General features: G+C 60.6%; 29 protein-coding genes and 2 tRNA genes. 10 read left to right on the plus strand and 21 right to left on the minus strand.

The window, feature by feature from the left end:
• Positions 1–61: 61 nt before the first annotated feature.
• The 19 genes from ACERJA_RS09910 to moaA all read right to left on the minus strand — a co-directional run bounded on the left by ACERJA_RS09910 (position 62) and on the right by moaA (position 13,612).
• Positions 62–3,097 carry a hypothetical protein gene (locus ACERJA_RS09910; protein ID WP_373608031.1) on the minus strand — a complete coding sequence of 1,012 codons (3,036 nt, stop codon included), beginning with the start codon at positions 3,095–3,097 and terminating at the stop codon, positions 62–64.
• The gene (locus ACERJA_RS09915; protein WP_373608032.1) at positions 3,094–4,257 is read right to left on the minus strand and encodes a hypothetical protein; all 1,164 of its coding nucleotides are present in this window, start codon (positions 4,255–4,257) and stop codon (positions 3,094–3,096) included. The genes ACERJA_RS09910 and ACERJA_RS09915 overlap by 4 nt, the downstream gene beginning before the upstream one ends.
• A gap of 2 nt (positions 4,258–4,259) precedes the next feature.
• A complete protein-coding gene (locus tag ACERJA_RS09920) occupies positions 4,260–4,745 on the minus strand; it encodes a hypothetical protein (RefSeq protein WP_373608033.1) in 486 nt (161 codons plus the stop codon).
• A gap of 7 nt (positions 4,746–4,752) precedes the next feature.
• Entirely contained in the window at positions 4,753–5,688 is a 936-nt protein-coding gene (locus ACERJA_RS09925; RefSeq protein ID WP_373608034.1) for a hypothetical protein, read from the minus strand.
• A 222-nt stretch (positions 5,689–5,910) separates the two neighbouring features.
• Positions 5,911–6,036: a hypothetical protein gene (locus ACERJA_RS09930; protein WP_006064315.1), complete on the minus strand. Its 126-nt coding sequence runs from the start codon at positions 6,034–6,036 to the stop codon at positions 5,911–5,913.
• A 120-nt stretch (positions 6,037–6,156) separates the two neighbouring features.
• On the minus strand, positions 6,157–6,960 hold the full coding sequence (rpsB, locus tag ACERJA_RS09935) for a 30S ribosomal protein S2 (protein ID WP_006064316.1): 804 nt from the start codon (positions 6,958–6,960) through the stop codon (positions 6,157–6,159).
• The gene (gene eno, locus ACERJA_RS09940; RefSeq protein ID WP_373608035.1) at positions 6,957–8,168 is read right to left on the minus strand and encodes a phosphopyruvate hydratase; all 1,212 of its coding nucleotides are present in this window, start codon (positions 8,166–8,168) and stop codon (positions 6,957–6,959) included. The genes rpsB and eno overlap by 4 nt, the downstream gene beginning before the upstream one ends.
• Positions 8,165–8,344, minus strand: a complete 180-nt coding sequence (locus ACERJA_RS09945; RefSeq protein WP_006064318.1) for a DNA-directed RNA polymerase subunit K — start codon at positions 8,342–8,344, stop codon at positions 8,165–8,167. The genes eno and ACERJA_RS09945 overlap by 4 nt, the downstream gene beginning before the upstream one ends.
• A 1-nt stretch (position 8,345) precedes the next feature.
• On the minus strand, positions 8,346–8,540 hold the full coding sequence (locus ACERJA_RS09950) for a DNA-directed RNA polymerase subunit N (RefSeq protein ID WP_008159500.1): 195 nt from the start codon (positions 8,538–8,540) through the stop codon (positions 8,346–8,348).
• Between the two features lie 12 nt (positions 8,541–8,552).
• Entirely contained in the window at positions 8,553–8,951 is a 399-nt protein-coding gene (locus ACERJA_RS09955; RefSeq protein WP_373608036.1) for a 30S ribosomal protein S9, read from the minus strand.
• Positions 8,945–9,394: a 50S ribosomal protein L13 gene (locus ACERJA_RS09960; RefSeq protein ID WP_373608037.1), complete on the minus strand. Its 450-nt coding sequence runs from the start codon at positions 9,392–9,394 to the stop codon at positions 8,945–8,947. The genes ACERJA_RS09955 and ACERJA_RS09960 overlap by 7 nt, the downstream gene beginning before the upstream one ends.
• Positions 9,391–9,744: a 50S ribosomal protein L18e gene (locus ACERJA_RS09965; RefSeq protein WP_006064322.1), complete on the minus strand. Its 354-nt coding sequence runs from the start codon at positions 9,742–9,744 to the stop codon at positions 9,391–9,393. The genes ACERJA_RS09960 and ACERJA_RS09965 overlap by 4 nt, the downstream gene beginning before the upstream one ends.
• 144 nt (positions 9,745–9,888) lie before the next feature.
• A tRNA-Leu gene (locus tag ACERJA_RS09970) sits at positions 9,889–9,973 on the minus strand.
• Positions 9,974–10,106: 133 nt separating this feature from the next.
• Positions 10,107–10,856, minus strand: coding sequence for a DNA-directed RNA polymerase subunit D (locus ACERJA_RS09975; protein ID WP_006064323.1), 750 nt, complete (start codon positions 10,854–10,856; stop codon positions 10,107–10,109).
• 4 nt (positions 10,857–10,860) lie between these two features.
• On the minus strand, positions 10,861–11,250 hold the full coding sequence (locus ACERJA_RS09980) for a 30S ribosomal protein S11 (RefSeq protein WP_006064324.1): 390 nt from the start codon (positions 11,248–11,250) through the stop codon (positions 10,861–10,863).
• A gap of 1 nt (position 11,251) precedes the next feature.
• On the minus strand, positions 11,252–11,773 hold the full coding sequence (locus ACERJA_RS09985) for a 30S ribosomal protein S4 (RefSeq protein WP_006064325.1): 522 nt from the start codon (positions 11,771–11,773) through the stop codon (positions 11,252–11,254).
• A complete protein-coding gene (locus ACERJA_RS09990; protein WP_006064326.1) occupies positions 11,773–12,294 on the minus strand; it encodes a 30S ribosomal protein S13 in 522 nt (173 codons plus the stop codon). The genes ACERJA_RS09985 and ACERJA_RS09990 overlap by 1 nt, the downstream gene beginning before the upstream one ends.
• 73 nt (positions 12,295–12,367) lie before the next feature.
• Positions 12,368–12,450 (minus strand) — tRNA-Ser (locus ACERJA_RS09995).
• 175 nt (positions 12,451–12,625) lie between these two features.
• Entirely contained in the window at positions 12,626–13,612 is a 987-nt protein-coding gene (gene moaA, locus ACERJA_RS10000) for a GTP 3',8-cyclase MoaA (protein WP_373608038.1), read from the minus strand.
• A 166-nt stretch (positions 13,613–13,778) separates the two neighbouring features.
• On the opposite strand from moaA, the gene ACERJA_RS10005 reads away from it, so the two are divergent.
• The 4 genes from ACERJA_RS10005 (at position 13,779) to ACERJA_RS10020 (ending at position 16,991) form a co-directional block, all read left to right on the plus strand.
• A complete protein-coding gene (locus ACERJA_RS10005) occupies positions 13,779–14,000 on the plus strand; it encodes a hypothetical protein (RefSeq protein WP_006064328.1) in 222 nt (73 codons plus the stop codon).
• Positions 14,001–14,165: 165 nt separating this feature from the next.
• On the plus strand, positions 14,166–14,774 hold the full coding sequence (locus ACERJA_RS10010; protein WP_373608039.1) for a flavin reductase family protein: 609 nt from the start codon (positions 14,166–14,168) through the stop codon (positions 14,772–14,774).
• A complete protein-coding gene (locus ACERJA_RS10015) occupies positions 14,771–15,961 on the plus strand; it encodes a M20 family metallopeptidase (RefSeq protein WP_373608041.1) in 1,191 nt (396 codons plus the stop codon). The genes ACERJA_RS10010 and ACERJA_RS10015 overlap by 4 nt, the downstream gene beginning before the upstream one ends.
• A gap of 22 nt (positions 15,962–15,983) precedes the next feature.
• Positions 15,984–16,991, plus strand: a complete 1,008-nt coding sequence (locus tag ACERJA_RS10020; protein WP_373608042.1) for a hypothetical protein — start codon at positions 15,984–15,986, stop codon at positions 16,989–16,991.
• Here ACERJA_RS10020 and ACERJA_RS10025 read toward each other — a convergent pair.
• Positions 16,988–18,454 (minus strand): RtcB family protein, encoded by a 1,467-nt coding sequence (locus tag ACERJA_RS10025; RefSeq protein ID WP_373608043.1) that lies wholly within the window; start codon positions 18,452–18,454, stop codon positions 16,988–16,990. The two genes, ACERJA_RS10020 and ACERJA_RS10025, sit on opposite strands and share 4 nt — an antisense overlap.
• A gap of 178 nt (positions 18,455–18,632) precedes the next feature.
• Between ACERJA_RS10025 and ACERJA_RS10030 the strand changes: the two genes are divergently transcribed.
• Positions 18,633–19,076 carry a hypothetical protein gene (locus tag ACERJA_RS10030; RefSeq protein ID WP_373608044.1) on the plus strand — a complete coding sequence of 148 codons (444 nt, stop codon included), beginning with the start codon at positions 18,633–18,635 and terminating at the stop codon, positions 19,074–19,076.
• Positions 19,077–19,093: 17 nt separating this feature from the next.
• On the opposite strand, the gene ACERJA_RS10035 is transcribed toward ACERJA_RS10030, so the two are convergent.
• Entirely contained in the window at positions 19,094–19,543 is a 450-nt protein-coding gene (locus ACERJA_RS10035; RefSeq protein ID WP_006064334.1) for an archease, read from the minus strand.
• Between the two features lie 122 nt (positions 19,544–19,665).
• Here ACERJA_RS10035 and ACERJA_RS10040 point away from each other — a divergent pair, with 122 nt between their 5' ends.
• The 5 genes from ACERJA_RS10040 (at position 19,666) to ACERJA_RS10060 (ending at position 25,301) form a co-directional block, all read left to right on the plus strand.
• Positions 19,666–20,142, plus strand: coding sequence for an N-acetyltransferase (locus ACERJA_RS10040; RefSeq protein ID WP_006064335.1), 477 nt, complete (start codon positions 19,666–19,668; stop codon positions 20,140–20,142).
• A 100-nt stretch (positions 20,143–20,242) separates the two neighbouring features.
• On the plus strand, positions 20,243–21,418 hold the full coding sequence (priS, locus tag ACERJA_RS10045; RefSeq protein ID WP_373608046.1) for a DNA primase small subunit PriS: 1,176 nt from the start codon (positions 20,243–20,245) through the stop codon (positions 21,416–21,418).
• Complete coding sequence (locus tag ACERJA_RS10050; protein ID WP_006064337.1) at positions 21,415–22,275, plus strand: hypothetical protein; 861 nt, start codon at positions 21,415–21,417, stop codon at positions 22,273–22,275. Before priS ends, ACERJA_RS10050 begins: the two co-directional genes overlap by 4 nt.
• A 63-nt stretch (positions 22,276–22,338) precedes the next feature.
• On the plus strand, positions 22,339–22,806 hold the full coding sequence (locus tag ACERJA_RS10055; RefSeq protein ID WP_373608047.1) for a peroxiredoxin: 468 nt from the start codon (positions 22,339–22,341) through the stop codon (positions 22,804–22,806).
• Positions 22,807–22,919: 113 nt separating this feature from the next.
• The gene (locus ACERJA_RS10060) at positions 22,920–25,301 is read left to right on the plus strand and encodes a hypothetical protein (RefSeq protein ID WP_373608048.1); all 2,382 of its coding nucleotides are present in this window, start codon (positions 22,920–22,922) and stop codon (positions 25,299–25,301) included.
• The last annotated feature ends 18 nt before the right edge of the window (positions 25,302–25,319 follow it).

The following is a 25,319-nucleotide window of genomic DNA, read 5'->3' on the forward strand; positions in this document are numbered from 1 at the left end:
AATACGTATATATCATATTTTGACCGCAGATAAATTAACCAAATGACATAAAAAATTGACACTACGTGCATTCCTCCTTCTCTGGTTCGGGGTCTTCGTCTCTAAAATCCGGGCCCGTTGCCTCCCAGAGAGGTGAACACTTTTTATCGGGTGCACCCCCAGCGTGTTGATTATCACCTACTCCTGGTGCACCTTGCGGTAAGAACTGCGGTGCGGGCACCACGACAAGAATCGACTGGCCATTCTCGTAACTAATCGGATCAGTCGAACCTAGTTTGAGGTCGGTGCCATCGGGCGTCTCGAGTGTGACGTCTTTATCCTCGCGGACATATGTCGTCGAGCCAACCTTCGACGGATCGTCACTGGTCGCTTCTACCTCAAAGCGAGCATATTCGCCCTCGAGTTCGATCTCCCATGCATCGACTTGCAGGTAGAACAGCGGTGGCCACGGAATCAATGGGAAGCCCGGTAGCCCGACCTCGTTTTCGTACCTAGAACCCATCGGTGCGAAATCCATCTCGTCATCGATCTCGAGCGGGCCATCGCCCGCTGCCCGGACTGCTGGAACTTCGGTCTGGTTGACGGCTACCTGTGATGAGTGATACGTCGGCGAACCGTCAACAGTAACGTGAACATCGTTCAGCACGTCCGGTGTATCTATTTCGGCTTCCCCGTCGTCCTGAAGCAGTTCTTCACCTGAACCAAGCATTTCGTCGAGCAGGTCCATTGGACCGTTGATAATCTCGTTGACGGAATCTAAGAAGCCGCCGAGAAGACTATCGATGAGATTCCCGCCACCAGTCGTTACCCTCTCGTGTTCACTGGCGAACTCGTCGACGTACTTGTACATATTATCGAAGTACACCTGTCGAGCTTCCATTCTGGCGAGATCTGGAGCGTTTTTGAAGTTATCACGGTCACTCACGTGCTTTGTTTCCGTTTCCGCGATACTCTCGTTCATCTCCCGTATCGGGCTCTCATCGGCAGTCAGCATCTCCATGACTTCCGCTTCAACTGGGTCAATCTCGGTTACCGTCTCGTTGTGGATCTCAAGGAGATCGTCCCAAACGATGTGGGTGTGAAGCATTCCTTCGTTGCGCGGTGAAAGTTGAATGTCCTCCTCGAAGTTGCTGTCGTAGTTGAGCGCGTCCCTGAAGTCGTTTGTCGACTCAATATCACCCACTCTCCCATTCAGCCATCGCTCAAACTCCGCGTCAGAACTGAAGTCTTTACCGAAGAACGCCCTTGTTACTTCGTCAGCCGCGTCTTCCCAGTTGGTTGGCTCTCCGAGGTATGGATCTGGTGAGCCGCCCTGATCAAGCACGTTATCAACACTGTTTGGATCGATATCTAGACCGGGAGCGAACTCACCATCGAGTTCGAACGAGGCTGTGAAATCTGTGTACCGCTGGTCGTGTTCCCAGACGTCGACTGAAGAGTTGGTTGTCGTATTATTCCACGCACGATAGGTCTCGTATTTCATCTCGACTTCGACATTGACCGAGACGAGCGATCGCTCGAGACTCGAATCACTGCCGTCGTCAGTAACCTTCTCGAGACTCCCATCTACAGCAGTGTCGGTCGTAACGTACACGCGGTCGACTTCTGTATGATTGCCGGCATCGTATTCCTCTGGTAAAGGAGGGAGCGGATGCCCGAGACCATTCATCGATGGAGAACTTCTAACGGTTCCGACCTTTCCATTCACAGTATAGACGTCGTCGATGACGGAATCAGTATTATCGATCTCTTGAACAGCAGTCTCTCTAAGGTTATCAAGGCTGTTTTGTATATCACCAATATTTTCTAATGCATTTGGACTGTTGTCCGCATCATCAATATTATCTGACCTACCACTGTGTCCATAATAATCCTCGAGATACGCCTCATTGAACCGTTCTGTCTCGTTGAGCCCCGCTCGCATCTCGTCCTCGAGGTCGCCCTGTCCAAGTCCGGCTTCCATCTCGTACATTGCCATATCGGCGAATGGATGGCCCTGAATCGTGCCGTTCTTGTCGACGTTCTCGAGCATTCCTGCCACAATCTCTTCGACGGTCGGCATATCCGGTAGTTCACCGTCCGGGGAGACGGCCCCTGCTGCACAGAGATCATCGACGGAACTGACGTTCTCGTCGGGGTGGAGATCGTCGGCGAGGGCGTCGAAATCGTACGTCTCACCGAGATCGAGTGCGCTATCGGATAGATCGTACGACAGACACAGTAACGGACCCGCCATCACGCGATTGCCATAGTCATCTTGCGTTCCAAAGACCTCTTGTTGGGCCGTCAGCCGCGCGTCGTTGGCCATGACCTCTGTGTGGTCGTTCGGCGTGACGTTCTCGAAGGCACGATCACCTGGATCACTCATCAACCGATCGTAGTAGGCTTTCCCCCAGACGAGCGGCCACAACCGCTTTGTGAGGTCGTAGCCGTACCCCTTGCGATCATCGATGCTCTCGAGCATGCCCTTGTTCAGGTGCGTCTCGTACTCCTCGACACGCTCGTGGAGTTCCATCATCGTCGTCCCCACCGACACGGTGATGTCGCGCGACACCGTCGTCTCGAGGTTGCCATCCGCGTCCCTGACAGTGAACTCGATGTCGTCGATCGTCACGTCCATGACTCCGTCGTCTTCTTCGAGTGTGACGGACTCGAGTGCCGACTCGAGGTCGTCGTCGTTGCTCCAGTCGTCGACGTCGGGCAGCGACACTTCGACGGTCCGACCCTGTCCGACGGTCTGTTCACGACCGTCGAGTGCTGCGGTGGCTTCGGCAAGAATGGTCAGTCGCGTCTGGTCTTCGAACGCGGAGTCGTCGTCGAGAACGCCATCCATATCGGCATCGACGGTGGTCACTGGCGACTGAACGACGGTGTCGGTTGCACGGACGGTTGCGTGACGGAGTTCACTGATCGCGTACGCTTCACCGCGGTCGACCGCTACTTCCGTACTGCGGTCGATCTCCGGTTCGCTTCTCGTCTGAAGTGTCGCAGCGATCATGATGGAACTCACGAGGAGCAAGACGCCGATAATTGCGAACGGAATCCGTGCTCTGTCGTCGTCTGCGATCGAAATCGTGTGTGGTCGGGTGCGTCTCATTCGTCCCAGGTCTGGATGGTGATGGTCACGTCTTCGGTTGCCAGTGCATCGACGACGGTCTCGACTTTCCGTTCATCGCGCTCGGTCCCGTCGTAGCGTTCGTCGATCGTTTCGAACTCCTCGGCAAACGCTCGAGGGATGTCCGCCGCGATCCAGGCGGCGAGTGCGTCTGCGTCGGTCACGTCGTAGCCGCCTTCCTGTCCGACGAGGAGTTTTCGATTCGCTTCTTCGGCCCGGGCTTCGGACCGAGCCAGTGGTCGGTGTGTCTCCGCACTCCGGAACGAGAAGTCCCCGATGGTGTCGGCCATCGATTTGTAGTGGTAGACTGTGAGCGCTCGCTCGAGTCCCTGATCCTCGAGTGCGTACTGGGCCGATTCGGGCGGAAAGAGCCCGTCGACGATTTCGTCGCCGATTACAGTCCCGGCTGCTGCGTATGACTTGTTGTCTGCCCCTTTCAGTCTCGGAACGTCCGACGAATCGTCGACCGCTGGGTGAACGTCGGCCACGTCGTCGATCCAGTCGTCCCACCAGTCGTCTGCTGCCAGCCAGTTCGATTCGAGTTCGTCCTCGTCGATTTCCGAAAAGCCACTCGAGACGGTTGTTGTTGTACTGGAGACGTCTGCGGTGGCGGGTGGCCGTTCGCCGGCCGTCGCGGTTCCGTTGAGACTGGCATTCGCATACGGCTCCCACGTAGCGACGATGTAGAAATTCCGTTCGGCACCGAGCAGGGTGTGTCGAATCGCCCAGTCAATGGCTGCCTCGTACTCCTCGCCGTACGCCAGTACGGGCTCGCCATTGAGTTGATGGTTCGACACCGCGGCGTCGGCCAAGAGCCCGAGCGGCGGGCCGTGGTCGGTTCGTGTGTACGTCTGCTCGTTTGTGATAACTGGTTCGGAGAACGCGTCTTCGTCCGTGACAGCCTCGAGGCTGTACGTAATGGAGACTGTTGATGTACCGAGGACCGCTGTGGTCTGGGTCGCTGACAGACTGTCGACATCGCCATGGGGATGACCTGCTGGAGTTGCGTCCGATCCTGTCGAACTGGTCGATGTGTTGGCAAGGGTGTAGCCGACGATCATCACACTTGCAGTGATGAGGAGCAACGCCAGAGCGACGTCGGCCACGGTGCTGACACCCCGTTCGGCGTCGAATCGGGCCACGATCACCAGACCTCCACGTGAAGCGTTCCACCACGGATGTCGGCTTCCGTGACTTCGACTGAAATCGAACGGGTAGCGACCCCCGTCTCATCGGGCGCTCCGGCTGCGTCGGGTGGGCCGTAATCAGGGTGTGTCGATGACAGCTGTCTGTCTCGGAGGTTGTCGCCATCGGAATCGAAGTGTGCCGACGCAAAGACGGTCGGCTCACCATCCTCGTAGGCTCTCACTGCAACGTAGCTGTTCTTTCCGTTCGGGAGTGACGCCTGGTCAATGGCTTCACGCATGTTCCGGTCCATGGCAGCGTCGTACTCGTAGGCAGGAAAGACACCCCGCTCGTCGTCTTCGAGGTCGTCCCAGATGCGATCGATCGTCGTCTCTTCTGTAGTGCGATCGCTCATCCCCGGGAGCACACCGCCGAGATACACGGTGTACAGTCCAACGGCGGTGATGAGCGCCATCACGGCGAAGAGGGCTGCGATCGGTTCCATCTGTGCTCTAGACGACGACCAGCGTGACATGATAGCTCTCGGTTGCCTCCTTGTATTCGACAAACGGCTCATCATCATCGAACCCTACGGATCGTGGTATCAGGTTCGTACACGTCGGCTCAGAACTGAATCCGACCGTTCGCTCGCACGTCTCACCGTCGTCGAACGATATCGTCACGTCGACGGGAGCTGCAGCCGGCCGACTGAGGTGTGATGACTCGATGTCTTCCTCGAGTTTACCCTCGCCGTCGGAAAAGACGCGGTCGGTATCGGCGTCGCTGATGGATGTGTTGTCTGGACCGACGTACGTCCCATCGATAGAGAGTTCGACACTGTTCCCAGCGATGCCGTCATACGATGCCTGAACGGTCCCGATACCCGTGTATCCGATGCCGCCGACTGACAGCTCCGAGACAGTTGTCTCGAGGCTAACGGTTTCGACGAGCGGGGCGAGACGATCACGTTCTGGGTCGACGCTGAGTTGCCGAGCGACGAGCTCACCGCTTGCGGTCAGCGGTGTGCCGCTGTTTGCTTCGTATTGGGATCGGACCTCCGAAAGGAACGTTTCGACTGCGTGTGTGTCTCCGTCAGCCAGTTCGTCTTCGTACTCGTCTTCGAACGCCGCTCCGCGGGTTATGTTTTCCAGCCGTTCAGAATCGTTGAGTGGAACCACGACGCCGTACGCCATGCTGGCATGGGTAGTGCCGTGCTCGTTTTCCATCTCGACCGTTGTTCCGTCGATGGCGATCGTCTCGGCATCGTACGTCCACGTGGCGCTGGTTTCGGTGGTGCTACCCGCGACTGGTTCGATCGTATTTGCCGCTTGGTTGGCATCCGGTGGCGGTCCCGATGGCAGGCTGAGTACGACACCCGCGACCGCCACACTGACGAGAGAGACTGCCAGAAACACGTACCATGCATCGAGAGGGGCCTCCCAGTCCATGCCCCGGTTGGCTCCGTTTTCATATTTAAATGTACGCAGGCGTGACTGTTGAACTTCGTCTCAGTCAGTTGGTTTCGTGTTCGATCACAGAAGCCGTCCTCCGACTTTCTCGAGGAGGAACTGTCGTAGCCATTGCAAATCACTGCACACCGCATCGCACGGTGGCTGTGCGATTCGTGTGTCCATCGGTTCAGTTGTTACGCTGGTTGCGAAGGGGTCGGCTCAGAAGAGGCCGACGAGAATGCGATACGGAATCCCGACCGCGAAGATCGCGATGAGTGCCGCCGTCGCGGCGATTACCGGGAGCGGCATCTTCTCCTCTTCGAATTTGAACAGTGAATCGATCATAGTCGTCGTTGTCCCGGTGTGTACGTAACTCCTTTGCCATCGCTACCGTCGCTACTGCGTTTCAGTTGTTACGCATCCGGAACCGCGCAGATCGAGAAAAACGAACAGCGTTAAAACGGGTTAGACCATGCTCTCGAAGTCCTCGAGCGAGTACGATGGCTCGGCACCGCGGCGGTCGAGGACTTCGTTGGCGAGCAGCCAGTAGACGACCGAAAGGGCCTTGCGACCCTTGTTGTTCGTCGGGACGACCAGATCGACGTTGCTGACCTGGTTGTTCGAGTCACACATTGCGATAACGGGAATCCCGACCGTGATGGCCTCTTTGACGGCCTGGGCGTCGCCGATCGGGTCCGTGACGACGAGTACGTCGGGTTCGATGTAGCCGTCGTATTTGGGGTTGGTCAGCGTTCCGGGGATGAAGCGGCCGGTGCGGGCACGAGCGCCCACGGCTTCGGCGAACTTCTCTGCTGGGAAGCGACCGTACTGTCGGCTCGAGGTGACCAGGATCTGCTCTGGGTCGTAGTTCGAAAGGAAGTCCGCGGCCGTACGGATACGGCCGTCGGTCTTGCCGACGTCAAGGACGTAGAGCCCGTCGGTTCGGACACGGTGGATAAACCGCTCCATGTCGTCGGTCTTCTGCTGGGTCCCGATGTGGACACCGGCGCCGAGATAGTCCTCGACGGGGATGAGGAGGTCGGCCTCCTCGTCGGCCATTACGTCGTCATCGAGGGTTGGACCGGCGTCTTCGTCGGCTGGTTCTGCATCGGCGTCGGCCTCGGTGGCGTCGGCGTCGGCGGGCTGTTCGTCAACTGGCTCGACGTCGTCCTCGGGATCGGCGGCGGGGCCAGGCCCTTCGGCTGGCTCCTCGTCGATCTCGTCTTCGGCTGCGTCGAGCCCTTCCTGGGTTGCGTCGTTTTCTGTCATGTCGCGTCGTCTGCGATTCTGATGAGCTCGTTGAGCTTGGCGGTTCGCTCGCCACCGACGGCACCCGTCTTGATGAAGGGTGCGTCGGTTGCGACGGCGAGGTGTGCAATCGTCGTGTCCTCGGTCTCGCCCGACCGGTGGGAGATCACGGAGTCGTAGCCGTTCTGTGTCGCGAGTTCGATCGCGTCGAAGGCATCGGTCAGCGTCCCGATCTGGTTCGGTTTAATCAGGATGCTGTTTGCCGCACCGCGTTCGATCCCGTCAACGAGACGCTCGGTGTTCGTGACGAACAGATCGTCACCACAGATCAGCGTCTGGTCGCCGACCTCGTCGGTGAGCTCGGCAAACGCGTCGTAATCGTTCTCGTCGAGCGGGTCCTCGACGTAGACGAGATCGTACTCGCGAACCAGATCCGCGATGTAGGCGATCTGCTCGTCGGTGTCGCGGCTGACGCCTTCGGACTCGTACTCGTAGGTTTCGGAGTCGTCGTCGTACATCTCAGCGGCTGCGACGTCGAGTCCGAAGCCAATGTTGAAGCCGACGTCGTCTTCGACCATCGAAACCGCTTCGTCGACGATCTCAAACGCCTCGCTGTCGTCGATCGAGGGCGCCCACGCGCCTTCGTCACCCTTTCCACACGGGACGTCGCGTTCCTCGAGGAGGTCAGCGACGGTGCTGTGGACGGCTGCGTTGGCGAAGACGGCGTCTTCGACGCTTGGAGCGCCGACGGGTGCGACCAAAAACTCCTGAATGTCGGTTGCGTCGGCTGCGTGTTCGCCACCACCGACGACGTTGCCCAGTGGCACTGGGAAGTTCTCGCCACGGAACGCACCGCCTAAGTGCTGGAACAGCGGTGCGCCGAGCACGTCGGCACCGGCTTTTGCAGCGGCCATCGAGATGGCGACGGCGCTGTTGGCACCGATCTCGGAGAAGTCATCGGTTCCATCTGCCGCGTGGAGAATCGAGTCGACTTCTCGCTGGTTGCCTGCGTAGGCGTCGCCGACGAGTCGCCCCACGGCATGTTCTCGAGCCGCGGCGATCGCCTCGGATGGTGGTCGCTCGACGGCTTCATACTCGCCCGTGCTGGCACCGCTTGGTGCTGCAGCACGGCCGAAGCCACCGCTTTCGGTAACGACATCTGCCTCGACGGTGGGGTTGCCACGCGAATCGAGGATGCGTCGGAGTCGAATGTCTGTGATCAGTGTCATTGCTTCCCTCGTTTGACGGTAAAGGGTAACACGCCAGCGTCGTACTCCTCAGCGGCGACGAGGATCGGTTCGGACTGATCCGTCTCGATCAACACCGGCGCGCCGTAAGAGATCTGCAGTGCTCGTGCACCGAGGATGCGGGCTTTCTCGTAGCGGTTGTAACGTTCCTGTTGCATGTTACTGGTATGGAGAGACGACGTCGACGAGGTCGGTGTGACTGACGAGCATGCGCCGACAGCAGTAGCGGTCGACACCGAGTTCGTCGAGGACTTCTTCTGGGTCCTCGTCGCCCTCTTGTGCGCGCTCGTCGAACTCCTCCCAGTGTTCGCCGACGACAGTCCCACAGCTGAAACACCGGACCGGTACCATCATGATTGAATCACCTTAGCGGTAGGACTTCTGGTAGCGAGCCCGAGCGCCCGGGCCGCCCCACTTCTTCGGTTCGGACTGGCGAACGTCGTTGACCAGCAGCGAGCGGTCGAACTCCATGAACGCATCACGGAGTTCGGCGTCGTTCGAGTGCTGAACGATTCCGCGGGCGATGGCCGTGCGGACGGCGTCTGCCTGGCCGCTGATACCGCCACCTTCGACACGAACGTCGATGTCCATGTCGCCGCGGAGGTCCTCACCGGCGATGCGGAACGGTTCGAGCATCTTGAGGCGGGACATTTCCGGTTCGACCAGTTCGACTGGCTTGGAGTTGATTCGAACGCGACCCTCACCCTCGCGAACGGTCGCTCGAGCGACGGCGGTCTTTTTCTTTCCACTCGTGTTCGTTACCATGTGACGTTAGCACCGAGTTGTTCGGAGACTTCGCCCAGGTGGACGAAGCGGATGTTCGAAAGTCGGTCCAGCGACGTTCCCTCGAGGATCTCGGCCTCGCGGTCATCGTCGTCTTCGTATGGGTTGCCCAGGTAGACGCGGACGTTCGAGAACGCCTCACGGCCACGCGGCTTCTTGTAGGGCACCATCCCACGGACCGAGCGCTTGAAGAGCGTGTCCGGTCGGCGTGGGTAGTATGGCCCGCTGTCGGAGCCAAGCTGGACGCGCGTGCGGTAGGTGTCGAAGATGTCCTCTTTGTCGCCGGTGATCACGGCGTCTTCGGCGTTGACGATGGCGACGCGCTCGCCGTCGAGGGCGAGCTGGGACACTTCGCTGGCGACGCGACCAAGGATACAGTCACGGGCGTCGACGACGACGTCCGCGTCGAACTCTGCGATACTCATCGAATCACCCGCACGTTGGATCCCTGTGGGTTCTCTTCGAGCACTTGCTCGAGCGGTACTGTGTCACCGACGGCGTCGATTTTCGTCTCTGCAGACGACGAGAAATCGACAGCCGCGACGGTGACGTTTTTCTGTAATGCGCCGGAGCCCAGCACTTTACCGGGAACGACGACAGTCTCTTCTTCGCGTGCGTATCGCTCGATACGGCCAAGGTTCACCTCTGCGTGGGTGCGCCGGGGCTTCTCGAGTCGGTCCGCAACGTCTCGCCAGACATCGGCGTCCGTCTCGCGGGACGTCGACTTGAGCTCGGCGATAAGATCGTTGAGCCTCGGATTAGTCTTGCTACTCATTGATTTCCTCCAAAGTCGGTCGTATCGGAGAGACGAGGAAGCGTCTCACCGATCGTGGAATCGGTTGTGTGTCGAACGAGTCGGGTCGCTGTTCGGTCAGTCGTGATCGAACAGCCACCGTGTGTTCGACGAGAGAGAAGTGGATGCAGGGAGCAGGATTTGAACCTGCGGACTCCTACGAGACAGCGCCCTGAACGCTGCGCCGTTGGCCTGACTTGGCTATCCCTGCTTGCACTTCTTTCTATCCGTTGCCCCGTAAAACCCCTTTCGATTCCAGGTCGCGAGCGCGTACCGGTCTCGTCGCTCACGGCGCCGGTGAACGCGGACTCGCGGTGTCGGGATTGGGGGCGTTGGTTCATTGTCTACAGCTGTACTGCGTCTTCGAGGTCGGTTGCACGCGCCGCAATCGAGTCTGCAGCTCGTGTAACCAGTTCATCGACCGGGAACGAGCCGTCCGTCTCGATGTTGAAGACGAACGCGTTCGGTACGTCCTCGACTTCGACTTGCTTTCCAGGATAGCGGTTCGACAGATCGTTATCGAACTCGCTGGTCTGGATCAGTTCGCCGTCTGCTTCGATGACGCCACGAATAATTCGGGACTCCTGCTCTTCGAACTCTGGCAGGTCGTCGACGACCGTCACACGCTGAAGGTGTCGGTAGCCTGCAGAGACAGCGCCCTGATGTTTCGCGTGGTTTTTGCCGCGGTTGAAGACGGCGTCAGCCTCGGCCTCGAGGCGCTGGTTGTCCTTGAGGTCGATGATCGGAATGTTCTCGTCTGCGGGTTGCACGAGATCGTCGCTCGAGACGAGATCGCCCGAGTAGGCGGTGGCTGGTCCTTCGACGTCGATCGAGAGCGTGACGGTGTCGTCCTCGGCGAACTCGGCTTCAGGTGGGGTCGTCAGTGGGACGAGCCCGAGTCGGAGTGCGAGTTGCTCGTCGAACATGACCGACGAGTTCTCGATGAACCGGACGGTATCGATGGCCAACGTGGGAACGTCCGCGAGCATCGCGCGACGAAGCCCGTTGGCAAACGCGGGTGTGACACCGCGAACGAGGAACCGTGCGTACCGGTCCTCGTGTTCGACGAACTCGACGTCGTAGTCTTCAGTCATGGATCTAGTAGCCGCCCTTGCCTTTCGGTGCGCGCGATCCGTCGTGTGGGATCGGCGTGACGTCCTCGATGCGCCCGATTTCGATGCCCGAGCGGGCGAGTGCGCGGATCGTTGCCTGTGCGCCTGGCCCGGGAGACTTCTGGAGGTTGCCACCGGGGCCACGGACGCGAACGTGCAGGCCCGTGATGCCAGCCGCTTTGACCTCTTCGGCGATCGACTCGGCCATCTGCATGGCCGCGTACGGCGACGCCTCGTCGCGGTTCTGTTTGACCGCCGTCCCACCGGAGGACTTTGCGATCGTCTCCGCGCCCGTGAGGTCGGTCACGGTCATGACGGTGTTGTTGAACGATGCGTGTACGTGGGCTACGCCCCATTTCTCGTCGTCCTGACTCATGTTATTGGCCCTCCGCTCGTTCTGGGTGGAGTTCGTCTGCGAGTGAGCTGTTCTCGTCGAATGCGACGAGATCCTCCTCATCGACGTCGACGACGTACGATGGGATGCAGTGGCGCTGTTCGCCGACCACGATGTGCCCGTGAAGAATGAACTGTCGGGCCTGCTGTGGCGTGTTGGCCAGCCCTTTGCGGTAGGCAACCGTCTGGAGACGGCGCTCGAGAACGTCTTCGATCTCGAGGCTCAGCACATCGCCGAGTTCGTCGGTCTCGTCAAGCACACCAACGCGCTTGAGTCGTCCGAGGAACTCCTCGGAGCGGCGGATGACGGCTTCGTCGTCCTGGGCCTGGCCGAGCAGTTCTCGAGCCTCGCGCCGGTAGGAGCGAAGCTCGGACTGTGCTCGCCAGAGCTCTTCTTTGTTCGACAGCCCGTAGCGGTCGAGCAGGGAGTGCTCGGAGGCGATCCGTTCACCCTGATATGGGTGATTCGGCGTCTCGTACTTTTTAGTGTCTGTTCCGAGTGGCATTATTCGTCATCCTCCTCGGCAGCAGCTTCTTCTGCCTGCTCTTCGCGGATCTCTTCGACGTTGACTCCGATGGTGCCCTCCGTACGACCGGTGGACTTGGTTCGCTGACCGCGAACCTTCTGGCCGCGCTTGTGGCGCGTTCCCTTGTAGGAGTCGATCATCTTCATCCGGTTGATGTCGTGCTGGCGGGTGAGTTGGAGATCGTTACCGATCTCGTGGGTTGTCTCCCCGGAATAAAAGTCCGACTGGCGGTTGTTGAGCCAGTCAGGAACGTTCCCAGCATAGTTCTCTACGATGTCGACGACGTTTTCGATGACGTCGTCGTCGAGACGACCGAACGTCGCTGTCCGGTCAACGTCCGCTTCGTCGGCAATGAGTCGGGCGGTTCGTCGACCGATCCCGTTCATCTCCGAGAGCGAGCGCTCGACAGACTTCGTCCCATCAAGGTCGGTCTGACCGATGCGGACGAAGTACTGAAGGTCTTCGTCGTCTTGTTGTTCTTGAGGTTCTTCCTCGCTCATGTGTCGTGTATCTCTGTCTGTCTGCGCGCGTTGCAAATTCGGCTGACGGAAATGCCAGCCAAGGTGTAACCGACGTTGTGGCGGGGATTCGAACCCCGGAGGCTTGACGCCACATGGTTAGCAACCATGCGCCTTGGGCCGCTTGGCTACCACAACACCGTGTCTTTATCATCGCCCTCACGGACTCGGGGACTACTCCCCTACACGTATTGCACCCCAACCTACCGCCGACGGGTACTTAAGCGCAACGAAAGGTGGCCACAACGTCATCCCCTCACATTCGCGGGGCGGACAGACGATCCGAGGTCCGGAATCTACCCAATGTGTCGGATCAGATTCCGGCGTACTCTCCGATGTACTTGTCGTTGAGTTCCCACTCGCCGTCGGCGTTCTGAATCATGTACTCACCGTAGTAGGGAACTCGATTGGCAACGACCTCGCGGAACGCCTCACGGATTTCGGGTTTGGACATCTCACCCATCGATTTGAGATCATCGTTGCGGTTGAGACAGCCTTTCAGGTATCCCTCGTGAGTCACGCGGACGCGATGGCAGTTCGCACAGAACGTCGGGTTCTCGACAGGGTCAACGATTTCGACCATCCCCCGCCCGTCGCCGTCGTTGCTGACCCAGTACCGTTTCCGGTCGTGCATCTCGCGGTGTTCGATCTCGTCAGCCTGCTCGGCCAGCCAGCCGTGCACTCGTTCGATATCGACGTTCCACTCCGGCTTGCCAGTTAGTTCAGGCATGTACTCGATCAACTGGAGTTGGAGCCCCTCGTTTTCGGCGACGTGGTCAACCATCTGTGGGACGTACCCGGCCGTGTGTTCGAAAACAACCATGTTGAGTTTGACCGGATCCAGTCCCGCCTCGAGCGCCGCCTCGACGCCCTCGATGACTTTCTCGTACGCGCCGCTTTTCGTGATTTCGGCAAAATCCGTCGGATCGAGGGCGTCTTGCGAGACGTTGACTCGCTCTAAGCCCGCATCCACGAGCGCTTCGGCACGTCCCGGGAGGAACGTCCCGTTCGTGGTCAGCGAGACCTCCATCTGATCGGGGGTTCGCTCGATGATCTCCGTTAAGTCATCGCGAAGCATCGGCTCACCGCCGGTGAACTTGACCGCGTCGACGTCGAACTCCGCGGCGACCTCGAGAAACCGAACGACGTCGTCGGTCGACATCTCGTCGTCCTGTGGATCCATCGGGCCGCGTGTGTCCCCTAACCCCTCATTGTGACAGTAGACGCAATCGAAGTTACACCGGTCGGTAAGTGAAACCCGAACCCCGGTTACCTCGCGTCCAAATTCGTCGGCGAGCATGCCACCAGATAGCAGACGGATCCGCTTAAACATCCCGGGCTGTTCGTGATTTCGTAACTGGTTTTGGTTTCGTGAATGGGGCTTCTTGCCGATCTGTTCTGTTTCAGCGAGTCACACTCGAGCAGCGGCGGAAGAACTACCCGGTGGACACTCGAACGAGGGGTGTATGGACGAGGATATGCTCGCAGACCAGCGTCGCCTCGTAGAACTCATCGAGGACGAGGGCTGGGACGTCACCGACCTCGAGATTTCGGCTTACGACAGCCCGTGGGCCGACGAGGACACCCCCGAGGCGACAGTAACGATCACGGCGCGAAAACCCTACGAGAGCGAGACGGCAGCGGATGATGACGACAGCGACGACGAGAACCCGTTCCGACTGAAGTAGCTGTGCAAATCGGTGTTGGTAGGCGGGGTCTCGAGCGAAACAGGAGGGCGACGGATGCATCCGACTCGAGCGGCCACGCGTCGAATCTTCTCGGCTGCCGATAGTTATGTGAGCTTACAAAACCAGTATGGTTCGTGAGCGTCTATATCACACACGGACAGCTCCATGACCCTCTCCAATGATCCCGACCTCATCACGCTGCAGCCGGATCAGCCGTTCTTCGAGACGCTGTATACAGCCGCTCCGTTGGTGATCGTCGGCACACGTGAAGAAGACGGTTCGGAAAACCTGGCGCCAAAACATATGGCAACCCCGCTGGGGTGGTCGGACTATTTCGGGTTCGTCTGTACGCCCGATCACGGGACGTATCGAAACGTCGAGCGGACGGAGGCGTTCACCGTCAGCTACCCCCGGCCCGAGAGCATACTCGATGCCAGCCTGGCCGCGGCGCCCCGGGATACCGAGGGGGAGAAACCCTCGCTCACGGACGTCGAAACGGTCGACGCAGACGTCGTCGATGCGCCCGCCGTAGCTGGGGCCTACGGTGTACTGGAGTGTGAACTCGAGCGCATCGTCGATGGGTTCGATGGAGCCGGCCTCGTCGCCGGCACCGTCGTCGAAAAACACGTTCACACCGATGCCTACCGCAGCGACGACATCGAGCCGGAGACACTACTCGAGCAGGCCCCAGTGTTGGCACATCTCTATCCCGACCGGTTCGCCAAGGTGAGCGAAACCCAGGCGTTTCCGTTCCCAGAGGGGTTCGAGCGATGACGCCCTCCGAAGCGGAATCCGCCGCTGAACGCCGGATTCAGGAGTGGGTCTCCGCTCATCGAGCGGACATTGCCGAGTATCTCCTCGAGTTGGTCGAACTGGAGACGCCCACCGAGAACCCCGAAACGTTCGACAACTTCTTCGATCGACTGGCGGACGACTTCCACGAACTCGGCCTGGAAACGGAGCGCGTTCCAGGCGAGGAAACCGGCGGACGGCTTGAGGCGTGGTCAGCCGGTCGCGATGACGCAGACGAGATCCAGCTCGTGATCGGACACGCAGACACTGTCTGGCCGCTCGGAACCGTCGACGAGAACCCGCCCGAGAGACGGGATGGCATCCTCGAGGGACCGGGCTCGCTCGATATGAAAGGCGGACTGACACAGGCCGTGTTCGCGCTTCGTGCCCTCGACGCGGCCTCACTCGAGCCGTCACTGCCGGTTCATATCCTCGTCTCCAGCGACGAAGAGATCGGGAGTCCCGAATCCAAGCCCCGAATCATCGACCTCGCCAAACAAGCGAACCGGGTGTTCGTACTCGAGCCAGCAAGCGGCCCGGAGGGAAAAATCAAGATCGCACGGAAAGCAGTCGGGCATTTCACGGTCACGATCGAGGGAAAAGCCGCCCACGCCGGCCTCGAGCCAGAAGAAGGAGCCAGTGCGACGGAGGAACTCGGCACCGTCATCCATCAACTCCACGAGCTCACCGATATCGAGTCGGGAATCACCGTCAACGTCGGTCAGGTGGAAGCGGGGCTGCGGTCGAACGTCGTCGCACCAGAGGCACGAGCCGAAGTCGACGTTCGCGCACCCACCGATGAGACGGCAGCTGCCGTCACCGAGCAGATCCACTCGCTTGAAGCGACGACGCCGGGGACGGAGCTGACGATCGACGGCGGCTTTGGGCGGCCGCCGATGGAACAGACACCGGGCAATCGCCTGCTTTGGGACCGTGTCCAGACGATTGGGCAGCGTCTCGGCCTCTCGCTCGAGGGGACGCGCTCGGGTGGTGCAAGCGACGGAAACGACGCCAGTCAGCACGCCCCCACAATCGACGGGTTCGGTGCCGTCGGCGACGGTGCCCATCAGACGTACGAACACGTGCAACTCGATGCACTCGTTGACCGGGTGGCACTTCTGGCCGCCTGCGTACACGACGAACCGCTTCCAACCGATCCACAGCAATGATCCAACTCACAGCACCATGGCTATGAACGCAGACGTCCACACCTCCGTGACACGAATCGCCGACCTCGAGCAGCGGTCGTACGAGATCCAGTCCCGTCCGAAGACAGCGTGGGAGACTGGGGAGTACGTGTTCGGTCGGGTCACCAAACGGCCAGCTCCCGGCGTCAGGATCGAGAATCCGCGCGGGAGACGTGTCGAACTGATGGAGGGTGAGACGGTCGTCGGCGCGCTTGGAACTCGTCGAGCGACCCGTGAGTTGGTCGGCGGCTGGCGGGATGTCGGCGACGATGGGCTGTTAGATATCCTGACCGGGGGTGGCGTTCTCGGTCGAGTTACCTCTGCCTCACCGTTCACTCAGACACCGGTCGAACTCGAGTACGAAGGCCACGTCGTCATCGACGATGCTGTCGCTCGAATGTCCGACTACGGCCTGACGGCACCATCGACGACGCCCGCAGTGCCGGTCGTCCTCGTCCTCGGAACGAGTATGTCGGCTGGAAAGACCATGACTGGACGGGTGATCACCCGTGTGCTCGTCGAAAACGGATACGATGTCGCTGCCTGCAAGCTGACAGGGGCGGGGACCTACGAAGACGTGTTGTCGATGGAAGTGGCGGGTGCAGACCCCATCTACGACTTCGTCGACGCGGGGCTGCCGACGACAGTCGTCCCCGAAGCAACCTTCCGGGACGCCGTTCGCCCTGTCCTCGGCCGTCTGCAGGAGTCAGACGTCATCGTCGCCGAGGTCGGTGCCAGCCCGCTCGAGCCGTACAACGGAGCCGCCGTGGTCGACATGCTCGAGGATCACGTCGCGTTCACCGTCCTCTGTGCGTCCGACCCCTACGCAGTCGTCGGCATCGAGGAGGCGTTCGGACACTCGCCTGATCTCGTGGCAGGGATCACGACGAACACGACCGCTGGCATCAATCTCGTCGAGCAACTCATCGACTGTTCGGCGCTCAACATCCAAAACGAGGCCGCCAAAGACCCACTCGAGGAGATGCTGCTCGAGGCGCTGGCCGACGCTTAGCCTTTGATGTTACAGACAGGGAACGTCCGGGCGACCTTGTCGCCGATGCCGAGTTCATCGGAGATCCGGACTACTTCGTCGACGTCCTTGTAGACGCCTGGTGCTTCTTCGGCGACCGTCGCGCCGGACTGGGCTTTGACGAAGATCTGGTCCTGGGCCTCGAGTTCGTCCTGGACGTCGCCGCCCCAGTACTCGCTTTTCGCCTGGGTTCGGCTCATCAGTCGTCCCGCGCCGTGGGCGGTCGAGCCGAAGGTCAGTTCCATCGAGTTCTCGCCACCGCGGAGGATATAGCTGCCCGCACCCATGCTTCCGGGGATGATGATCGGCTGGCCGACGTCGCGGTAGGCTTTCGGCACTTCGGGGTGGCCGGCGGGGAACGCTCGCGTTGCCCCTTTGCGGTGGACGTAGAGTTCGCGTTCTTCTCCACCGACGTCGTGGACCTCTTTTTTCGCGATGTTGTGAGCCACGTCGTACAGGAGGTCCATCTCCAGCTCCTCCCACGAGCGGTCGAAGACGCGTTCGAAGACCTCGCGCGTGCGATGCATGATCAGCTGTCGGTTGACCCACGCGAAGTTGATCGCCGCGTTCATCGCTCCATAGTAGTCTTCGGCCAGCTGTGAGCCCGCGGGCGCGGCCGCGAGTTCCTTGTCTGGCAGCTGATTCAACAGCCCCTGATGCTGTTTTTCGATCTTCCGCAGGTAGTCGTTACACGTCTGATGACCCAGCCCGCGGGAGCCACAGTGAATCAAGACGACGATCTGGTCTTCCTCGAGCCCGTAGGTCGACCCCACTTCGTCGTGGAAGACGTCGGTCACGCGCTGGACTTCAAGGAAGTGATTCCCCGAGCCAAGCGAGCCAATCTGGTTTTTCCCGCGGTCTTTCGCTTTCTGGCTGATCTTCGAGGGATCGGCCTCAGCCCGGTGGCCTTCGTCCTCACAGTGGCGCAGGTCGTCCTCGACGGCGTGGCCGTTCTCGAGGGCCCAGTCGACGCCGCGGGCGAGAATTTCGTCGACGGTGTCGACGCCGGACTCGACGATGCCGCCACCGCCAAGCCCCGAGGGGACGTTCGCGAACAGCGAGTCGACGAGTTCCTCCTCGCGGCCCTGGAGGTCGTCGTACGTGAGATTCGTCTTCATCATTCTCACTCCGCAGTTGATGTCATAGCCGACCGCACCCGGCGAAATACAGCCGTTTTCGGCGTCGAGTGCGCCGACGCCGCCGACCGGGAAGCCATACCCCTGGTGGCCGTCGGGCATACAGATCGCGTGTTTCGTGATTCCCGGCAGATGCGTCGTGTTCTTGAGCTGCTGGAGTGTCTTGTCCTCTTTGATCTCCTCGAGGAGCGCTTCGCTCGCCAGCACTCGAGCGGGGGTGCGCATGTCGCCCTCTTGTGGGATTTCCCAGACGTACTCACGCACTTTCTCGAGCGTGATGCCGTCAGCGTCGAACGTCGTGTTGCTCATACGAACGACTCCACCCCGAACGCCCAAAGATGTTCGTCTCTGTCGGCACCATCGCAAGTCACACTCGCTGCCGATCGAGACTCCCGCCAAGCAATCGGAACCCCCAGGAACGGGACTCTCGACACCGATCGTCTCCGGTCACCGGAACGGCTTTGTCCGCACTGATTGTGTTGGATCTATGAACAGACGAGGGCTGCTTGCGAGCGTCGCGGGAAGCAGTCTTGGCCTCACCGCCGGCTGTCTCGGTCGGCTTCCAGTCGTCGGCTCGAGCGTGGACACGACGTTCGAACTCGTCGAGACGGAATTCGACGCTACGGCCCGGCCGGACGTGCATGTCGACGACGGCACTGTCACGGCCCGCGGAACGGTTGAATACGGCTCGAGCGAATGTGGGACAGTCGAGTTGGCACACGCCGCCTACGAGGGGTCACAGGAGCGGCTGGATCTGCTCGTCGTCGCTGCGGACGACTCGAGCGCACCCACCGGCTGCTCCGACGATCTCGCCCAGACCGGCTATCGCGTCGAGGCGACCGTCGACGACCTGCTCCGTCGCGTTTCCGTGACCGAACACCACGTCTTCGGCGACACGTACTCGACGACTCTCAGCGGACTCGATCAGTGAGCCGACGAGACACCGTCTCAGACGTCGAAGACGACGTACGCCTCCCATCCGTCGTCGACACGCTCGAGTCGCATCTCGGAGTAGGTGACGGCTTTCACTTCACGGGCGTCGATGTCGGCAAGTGGGACGCCGCGGGCGCTGGCCTCGAGCGTCCAGCTCTCTGCGTCGTCGGCGTCGTCGCTGTGGGTGATCGCCTCGACACGGTGGTCGACCGGGAGCTCGACACGAACATCTCGCAGATAGATCAGTTCGTCCAGATAATCAAACAGCAGCGCCTCACGATTCTCCGCGGTCACCGACAGCGAAAACCGGTCGCCGGTCTCGTCGGGAATCTCGTCACACGAGGCGGCTCCAAGCCCGTCGGCGACTGCAGCGAAGACGCCCTCGAGTGAGTCGCCGGCTGCTTCGACGGCGATATCGGCCGTGTGTTCGCGGAGTTCGAACCGCTGGCCTCGTTTGCGTGTCATAACAAGTACTGGGTGTCCGTTCGACTGTGAGCATCCTATGTTCGTCGGTTTTTGCTCCGTTTGACAGGCCGGATCGACGGCTGCCGGTGGAATTATATTGGCTACGATACTACGCAGTACTAGTGAGCGTCAACATCGACAGTCGGGTCGTCGCGCCGGGGAGCGACGACCTCGTCGAAGAAGCCTGGCACCTCAAAGAGGAGATCAATCGTCGGGAAGGCGTGCTCAAACAGCGACGCGACTTTTTTACTGACGCGTATCGTCGATCCAAGGTCCACTGTTATATTCGAGCGGGTGAACTGGTAGGGTTCGCTGCGGTCCGTCGTGATGGTTATATACTCTTTCTGGCTGTGTCGCCCGATCTTCGGGGAGAAGGAATCGGCAAACGACTCGTCGCCCGCGTTGCCGAAGACCACGACACGATCACGTGTCACGCTCGGACGACCAACGAAAACGCCCTCCAGTTTTACGAGCATCTCGGCTTCGAGATCAAACGACGTATCGACGACTACTACGAAGACAACGGCGACGCCTACTATCTGAAACTCGGCTCCGACGTCGGGATCGCCGACAAAATTTCGGACCTGATGCGCCGGTAGGCCTCGCCGCTGACGCTTGTTATTCCCCAACACACGAGCGACTTCTGGCCGCCGCAGTTCGGCACACCTATAATGCCGTGCCGACGAGAAATCGAGGTGCATGGAGGAGCGAACGAGGGCCTATCTTCGGGGACGATTTCGTGATCATTACCGGCGGACAGAGATCACGCCGCCTCCGGCGGCCAACGAACGCGAGTGGGGGTTTATTCCCTGGACAGAAGGTCCGGAGACGACGATGGTCCGACACCGTTCGCTGCTCGAGTTAGGCGATATTTCGGAGTTTCTCGTCCGGAAACGGCCACAACACATCTACTTCTCGGCGGGACGGTTTCGCGATCCCGGCGCGAGTTCGATGCATGAAAAAGACTGGCAGTCCGCGGATCTCGTCTTCGATCTCGACGCCGACCATCTGCCGAGTGTCACCCTCGGCGAGGACTCCTACGGCGAGATGCTCGCCAAGTGTAAGGACGCGCTTTGTCGCCTCCTCGAGTTCCTCGAGGAGGATTTCGGCTTCGAGGACCTCGAGATCGTCTTCTCGGGCGGCCGAGGGTATCACGTCCACGTCCGCGACGAGAACGTCTTGCATCTCGAACGGGAACACCGCCGAGAGATCGTCGACTACGTTCGTGGGATCGGACTGGAGTTCGAGTCGTTGATCGAAACCGAAACCGTCGCCGGCCTGGGCCGGAAGACGCCGACCGAGCGCCGAACGCTCAGAACGGAAGGCGGCTGGGGTGCACGCACGCATACCCACCTGATGGCATTTCTCGACGAACTCCTCGCACTCGACGACGAGGACGCGCTCGAGCGCCTCCAGGAGTTCGACGGCATCGGCGAGGGGAAGGCGACGGCGACACTCAACGCCGCTCGGAACAACCGCGAGCAACTCGAGGCGGGCAACGTCACTGTCCATACAGCGATCGCCCAGTTGGCAGAACGGTTCGCGATGCGGGCGGTCGAGCGAGACAACGCGCCGATCGACGAACCCGTTACCACCGACACGAATCGGCTTATCCGGCTACCGGGCAGTCTTCACGGCGGGAGTGGTCTCAAAACGGTGCGCCTCGAGCGCGACGAGATCGCCGACTTCGATCCACTCGATGACGCCGTGCCGGAGACGTTCCGTGGCCACGAGATTACGGTCGACGTCACCGACGGCGGCGAGGTCGAACTCGGTGGGGATAGCTTTACGGTCTCGGAGGGAGACCAGTCATTACCAGAGTACGTTGCCGTGTTCCTGATGGCACGCGGCAGGGCTGAAAAGGAGAAAGAATGAACCTAGACGAGTTGCGGTCGGTCCAGAGCAAGGAGCGAAAGAAAGACAGTCTCCAGAATCTTCGCCCCTCGTTCTACCAGGAGGTCGGCGAGTACATCGCCGAGTTAGAGGACGAACGTGAGCGCGTCGCCGACCAGGTCGATGACCCGTTTTCTTCACCCGAGATCGGTCGTCTCACTGACGAGATCGAGACCGCCAAAGACGTCGTCGAGGCGATTTACGAGCGCCGAATGGGGAAACTCGTCAAACAGGCCAGCCTCGCCGCGGCCGGGATGGCCGCAAACGACGAGGGACTGACCGCCGAAGAGGCCGACCTTTTCGACGACCTCGTCGACCGTATCGGCTCGAACAAATCCCGCGTGCTCGACGTCCTCGAGGGTGTCGACACTGGGACACACGTCGAACCCGACGCACCCGACATTGGCGACGAGACGGCGCCATCGGCCGACAGCGAGCCCGCCGACACACCGCCGGCCCCACCACAGGAACCCCCACAGGGTGACATCCCTGCCGACGAATCCGACAGTTTGGACGTCGAGGCAGGTCTCGAGTCGGGTGGCTCGAGTGGTGTCACGCCTGCCGATGTCATGGGCGGCGATGGGCCGTCGATCGACGACGCGCCCGCCGAACCGCCTTCGACGCCACCAGACGAGGCTGTCGCTGATGCTGGTTCGACTGATGAGACGAACGGCGGTGACGACGTCGATCGCGTCACTGTCAGAATCACGCAGGATATCGGCTCGATCCTCGGCGTCGACGACCGCGAGTACACCCTCTCGACCGACGATGTCGTCACCCTGCCCGCCCAAAACGCTACCCCACTTGTCGAACGAGAGGCAGCCGAACCGCTCGAGTAGCCAGTTGCTGATTCGATCGGCCGAAATCACAATACATACAATAGCAGTCGCTAACACACGGCCATGCTCGATGTAGGCGACGAGGCGCCCGAGTTCGAACTGCCAAACCAACACGGCGAGGCTGTCCGCCGGTCTGCGTTCGAGGGACAGCGGCTCGTTCTGTACTTCTATCCGCGTGCGAACACGGACGGCTGTACCACCGAAGCCTGTGCGTTCAACGACGCCCTTTCGCAGTTCGCCGACCGTGACGCCCACATCGTCGGGATCAGCGACGACCCCGTCGAGGATCTCGAGCCCTTCGCCGCCGAGTACGACCTCGAGTTCAATCTGCTTTCCGACGAACTCGGCGAGGTCGCGACGCTGTATGAGTCCTACGGCGAGAAGCAGCTGTTCGGGAACACCTTCGACGGCGTCTTCCGCAACACGTACGTCGTCGGCCCCGATGGCCTGATTGAGGCCGTCTACGAGGGTGTCACGCCGGAGGGCCACGCCGAAGCGGTGCTCGAAGACCTCCCAGCAGTTACCGCGTAATCGGTTCGATCGCAGTGACCTTCGTTTTTTGTTTGGACGGTAAACCGGTCGCTCGAGCGTAACCGAGGTGCCTACAGTCCTGGAAGAACGACACTCTGCTACGGAGATAATACATGGGCGGGCAATCACCACCCGAGGGTCCGGATTCGCCGTCGAAGGAAAACCGGGCCAACGCTCAGCCGACAGTCGGGCGCCGATCCGCACTACAGGCACTGGGTGTGGCGGCGACCGCGGGACTCCTCGGCAGCGTGTACGTGTTGGCACGAAACGGAGAGACGACGACTGGCGTCTCGGACGACTTCGAGTGGGAGATCGTCGACGACGGGTTGCCCGATGCCTACGACGTCCACGGGATGGACGCACACGACGGGACACTCTATCTGACGGTTCGTGGGTCGGGAACAGACGGGCTGTTCAAACTGGACGGCGACAACTGGGTCCACATCGCTGACCGGCCGGTCGCTTACGGAATCGACGACGTCGTAGTCGCCGACGGCCGAGTGTTCGTTGTCTCACACTGGCACCTGTTCGAACTCGTCGACGGCGAGTGGGAGTGTCTCAGCTGTCGCCGTGAGGACGATGAGTGGGTTAAGGGAATCGCGTACGGCGACGGACAACTCATCGCACGCGGCGGCGATGACACGGATCCCGAGTTCTACCGCTTTGACGTCTCTGACGGGGAGTGGGAAAACCTCGAGTTCCCATTCGACGATCTCGACGGCAAACCGCACGTCTCCCTGCTGGTCGACGACGATGGCCGAATCTGGTATCAATCGAACTACAGTGGTATCTTCGTTTACGAGGGGGGCTTCTGGTCGACAGCACACGAGGACAGCGGTGCCCTGGGACTCGGCGCGGATGGAACGGTGTACCTGGCCAAAGAACGCGCTCCGACGACCCAGATCGCCCAGTTCTACGAGTACCAGGGTGACGGCGAGTGGTCGCTTCGCCACGAGAGTTCCGGCTACGGTCCATCGTGCGTCCCCGGCGATAGTGGCGCCCGCGCGATCTGTATTAGCGGTCGCTTCGGAGCGCTCGCCATCGAGAACCACCGGCTCTGGACCCTCCCGCCGTTGGACGCCGATATTGACGTCGAAAACACCGCGCTACGAATCCGGGAGACTGTCGTAGTCGATGGGACGGTCTACGCCGTCCAGGACTTCGACGACTATCACACGGACACGGACATCGACCAGCGAATTCTCCGCTACGAACTGAACCTCGACGATCGCCCGTTCTACACGACGAACATCGAACTCGAGGCCGGGACGTACCTCGACGACGAGGCGATCGATCCGCAATCCGTCCACCTCGGGGCGGACGGGCGAATACTCGTCGCAACGAACGACGAGGACGAAACGGTCGGCTCGTTGATGTACGTGTCCGCTGACGCCACCGCGATAGAAGGAACGCTCGAGTTCGACGAGCCGGTTCATGCGGTCGATTACGACCGGACCGCAAATCGGGCAGTCGTCGGAGGAGACGAGCACGTCTTCGTCGTCGATCTCGACGACCCAGAAACGATCGCGCACCGAGACCCCATCGACGGAGCTGCTGATGCCGTTTCGGTCGATGCACGAGGGCGCTACGCTGTCGCTGAGAACAACACCTACACGGTGTACGACCGGGACGGTGAGACGCTCACGACCGAGTCTGTCGAACGGAGTTATCTCACCGACATCGAACTCGACGACGACGATGACACGATCTATCAGGTCGGTTTTGATAACAAGTCGCTGCCGGGCGGCAACCCGGTTCAGGTTGCCTACGCTACTGCTTACTCGTTCGACGGCGAGTTTCGGTGGCAGCGCTTTGGCTTCGACGGGGGAAACCTCGAGGACAACATCGCCGACACGCGTCTCTACGGGATCGAGTACGTCGACGGCGAGCTGTTCGTCCTCGGTGAGTCGGCCGGTTCGAAGACGATCTTCCGGTACGACGGCGAGCGCTATGCGGGCGACGAAATCGTCGAACGAGTCGATCACTACAACAACCTCTGGGACACCGCTTCGGCACACATCGCGTATCACGCGCGCCTCGACGCCGAAAGCGGCGACGTCGAGTCGGCACAGCTGACGATGGCCAGACAGGACGACGGCGAATCGAACACCTTCAGTGTCAGCGATGTCTCGGCGGCCGACGGACGCGTCTTTGTTGCTGGGTCGACCTGCGCGTCGATGGCCGCCCGCGACGCCCAGTCAGTCAACGGCGAGCCGGTCGGGGAGTACCGCGGCTGCGACCCCGCACTGTTGGTCACGACCGACGACATCAGCCAGCGTCTTAGCTGGTCGTCGTTCAATCGCGAGGAGGCGCCGGGGGAAGTCGTTTCAGTCGACGCCGATGCCGACCGAACCGTCGTGCTGGCACGGATCGACGGCGGTGAGTCGTTCATTACCGACGGCGCGATCGTCGACCGCAACGAGGCTGGCGAGGCTGCATACCTCGCGGTCGTCGATAACGAGGCCACCTACGAAACCGGGATCGATACGACATGAGCATCGCCAACTAACGAG

Origin of the sequence: Natronorubrum sp. A-ect3, from assembly GCF_041821125.1 — an archaeon.
GTDB classification, from domain to species: Archaea; Halobacteriota; Halobacteria; order Halobacteriales; family Natrialbaceae; genus Natronorubrum; species Natronorubrum bangense.

Excerpts from the sequence above, each read along its gene's own strand:
- ACERJA_RS09975 (WP_006064323.1), bottom strand. The coding sequence starts at position 10,856 with ATGACTGAAGACTACGACGTCGAGTTCGTCGAACACGAGGACCGGTAC.
- priS (WP_373608046.1), top strand. The coding sequence starts at position 20,243 with ATGGAGGAGCGAACGAGGGCCTATCTTCGGGGACGATTTCGTGATCAT.
- ACERJA_RS10025 (WP_373608043.1), bottom strand. The coding sequence starts at position 18,454 with ATGAGCAACACGACGTTCGACGCTGACGGCATCACGCTCGAGAAAGTG.
- ACERJA_RS09950 (WP_008159500.1), bottom strand. The coding sequence starts at position 8,540 with ATGATGGTACCGGTCCGGTGTTTCAGCTGTGGGACTGTCGTCGGCGAA.
- ACERJA_RS09990 (WP_006064326.1), bottom strand. The coding sequence starts at position 12,294 with ATGAGCGAGGAAGAACCTCAAGAACAACAAGACGACGAAGACCTTCAG.
- ACERJA_RS09920 (WP_373608033.1), bottom strand. The coding sequence starts at position 4,745 with ATGGAACCGATCGCAGCCCTCTTCGCCGTGATGGCGCTCATCACCGCC.
- ACERJA_RS09960 (WP_373608037.1), bottom strand. The coding sequence starts at position 9,394 with ATGAGTATCGCAGAGTTCGACGCGGACGTCGTCGTCGACGCCCGTGAC.
- ACERJA_RS10030 (WP_373608044.1), top strand. The coding sequence starts at position 18,633 with ATGAACAGACGAGGGCTGCTTGCGAGCGTCGCGGGAAGCAGTCTTGGC.
- ACERJA_RS10050 (WP_006064337.1), top strand. The coding sequence starts at position 21,415 with ATGAACCTAGACGAGTTGCGGTCGGTCCAGAGCAAGGAGCGAAAGAAA.
- eno (WP_373608035.1), bottom strand. The coding sequence starts at position 8,168 with ATGACACTGATCACAGACATTCGACTCCGACGCATCCTCGATTCGCGT.
- ACERJA_RS10020 (WP_373608042.1), top strand. The coding sequence starts at position 15,984 with ATGAACGCAGACGTCCACACCTCCGTGACACGAATCGCCGACCTCGAG.
- moaA (WP_373608038.1), bottom strand. The coding sequence starts at position 13,612 with ATGCTCGCCGACGAATTTGGACGCGAGGTAACCGGGGTTCGGGTTTCA.
- ACERJA_RS09910 (WP_373608031.1), bottom strand. The coding sequence starts at position 3,097 with ATGAGACGCACCCGACCACACACGATTTCGATCGCAGACGACGACAGA.
- ACERJA_RS09985 (WP_006064325.1), bottom strand. The coding sequence starts at position 11,773 with ATGCCACTCGGAACAGACACTAAAAAGTACGAGACGCCGAATCACCCA.
- ACERJA_RS10015 (WP_373608041.1), top strand. The coding sequence starts at position 14,771 with ATGACGCCCTCCGAAGCGGAATCCGCCGCTGAACGCCGGATTCAGGAG.
- ACERJA_RS10005 (WP_006064328.1), top strand. The coding sequence starts at position 13,779 with ATGGACGAGGATATGCTCGCAGACCAGCGTCGCCTCGTAGAACTCATC.
- ACERJA_RS09945 (WP_006064318.1), bottom strand. The coding sequence starts at position 8,344 with ATGCAACAGGAACGTTACAACCGCTACGAGAAAGCCCGCATCCTCGGT.
- ACERJA_RS09965 (WP_006064322.1), bottom strand. The coding sequence starts at position 9,744 with ATGAGTAGCAAGACTAATCCGAGGCTCAACGATCTTATCGCCGAGCTC.
- ACERJA_RS10060 (WP_373608048.1), top strand. The coding sequence starts at position 22,920 with ATGGGCGGGCAATCACCACCCGAGGGTCCGGATTCGCCGTCGAAGGAA.
- ACERJA_RS09955 (WP_373608036.1), bottom strand. The coding sequence starts at position 8,951 with ATGGTAACGAACACGAGTGGAAAGAAAAAGACCGCCGTCGCTCGAGCG.
- ACERJA_RS10055 (WP_373608047.1), top strand. The coding sequence starts at position 22,339 with ATGCTCGATGTAGGCGACGAGGCGCCCGAGTTCGAACTGCCAAACCAA.
- ACERJA_RS09925 (WP_373608034.1), bottom strand. The coding sequence starts at position 5,688 with ATGGACTGGGAGGCCCCTCTCGATGCATGGTACGTGTTTCTGGCAGTC.
- ACERJA_RS10035 (WP_006064334.1), bottom strand. The coding sequence starts at position 19,543 with ATGACACGCAAACGAGGCCAGCGGTTCGAACTCCGCGAACACACGGCC.
- rpsB (WP_006064316.1), bottom strand. The coding sequence starts at position 6,960 with ATGACAGAAAACGACGCAACCCAGGAAGGGCTCGACGCAGCCGAAGAC.
- ACERJA_RS09930 (WP_006064315.1), bottom strand. The coding sequence starts at position 6,036 with ATGATCGATTCACTGTTCAAATTCGAAGAGGAGAAGATGCCGCTCCCG.
- ACERJA_RS09980 (WP_006064324.1), bottom strand. The coding sequence starts at position 11,250 with ATGAGTCAGGACGACGAGAAATGGGGCGTAGCCCACGTACACGCATCG.
- ACERJA_RS10010 (WP_373608039.1), top strand. The coding sequence starts at position 14,166 with ATGACCCTCTCCAATGATCCCGACCTCATCACGCTGCAGCCGGATCAG.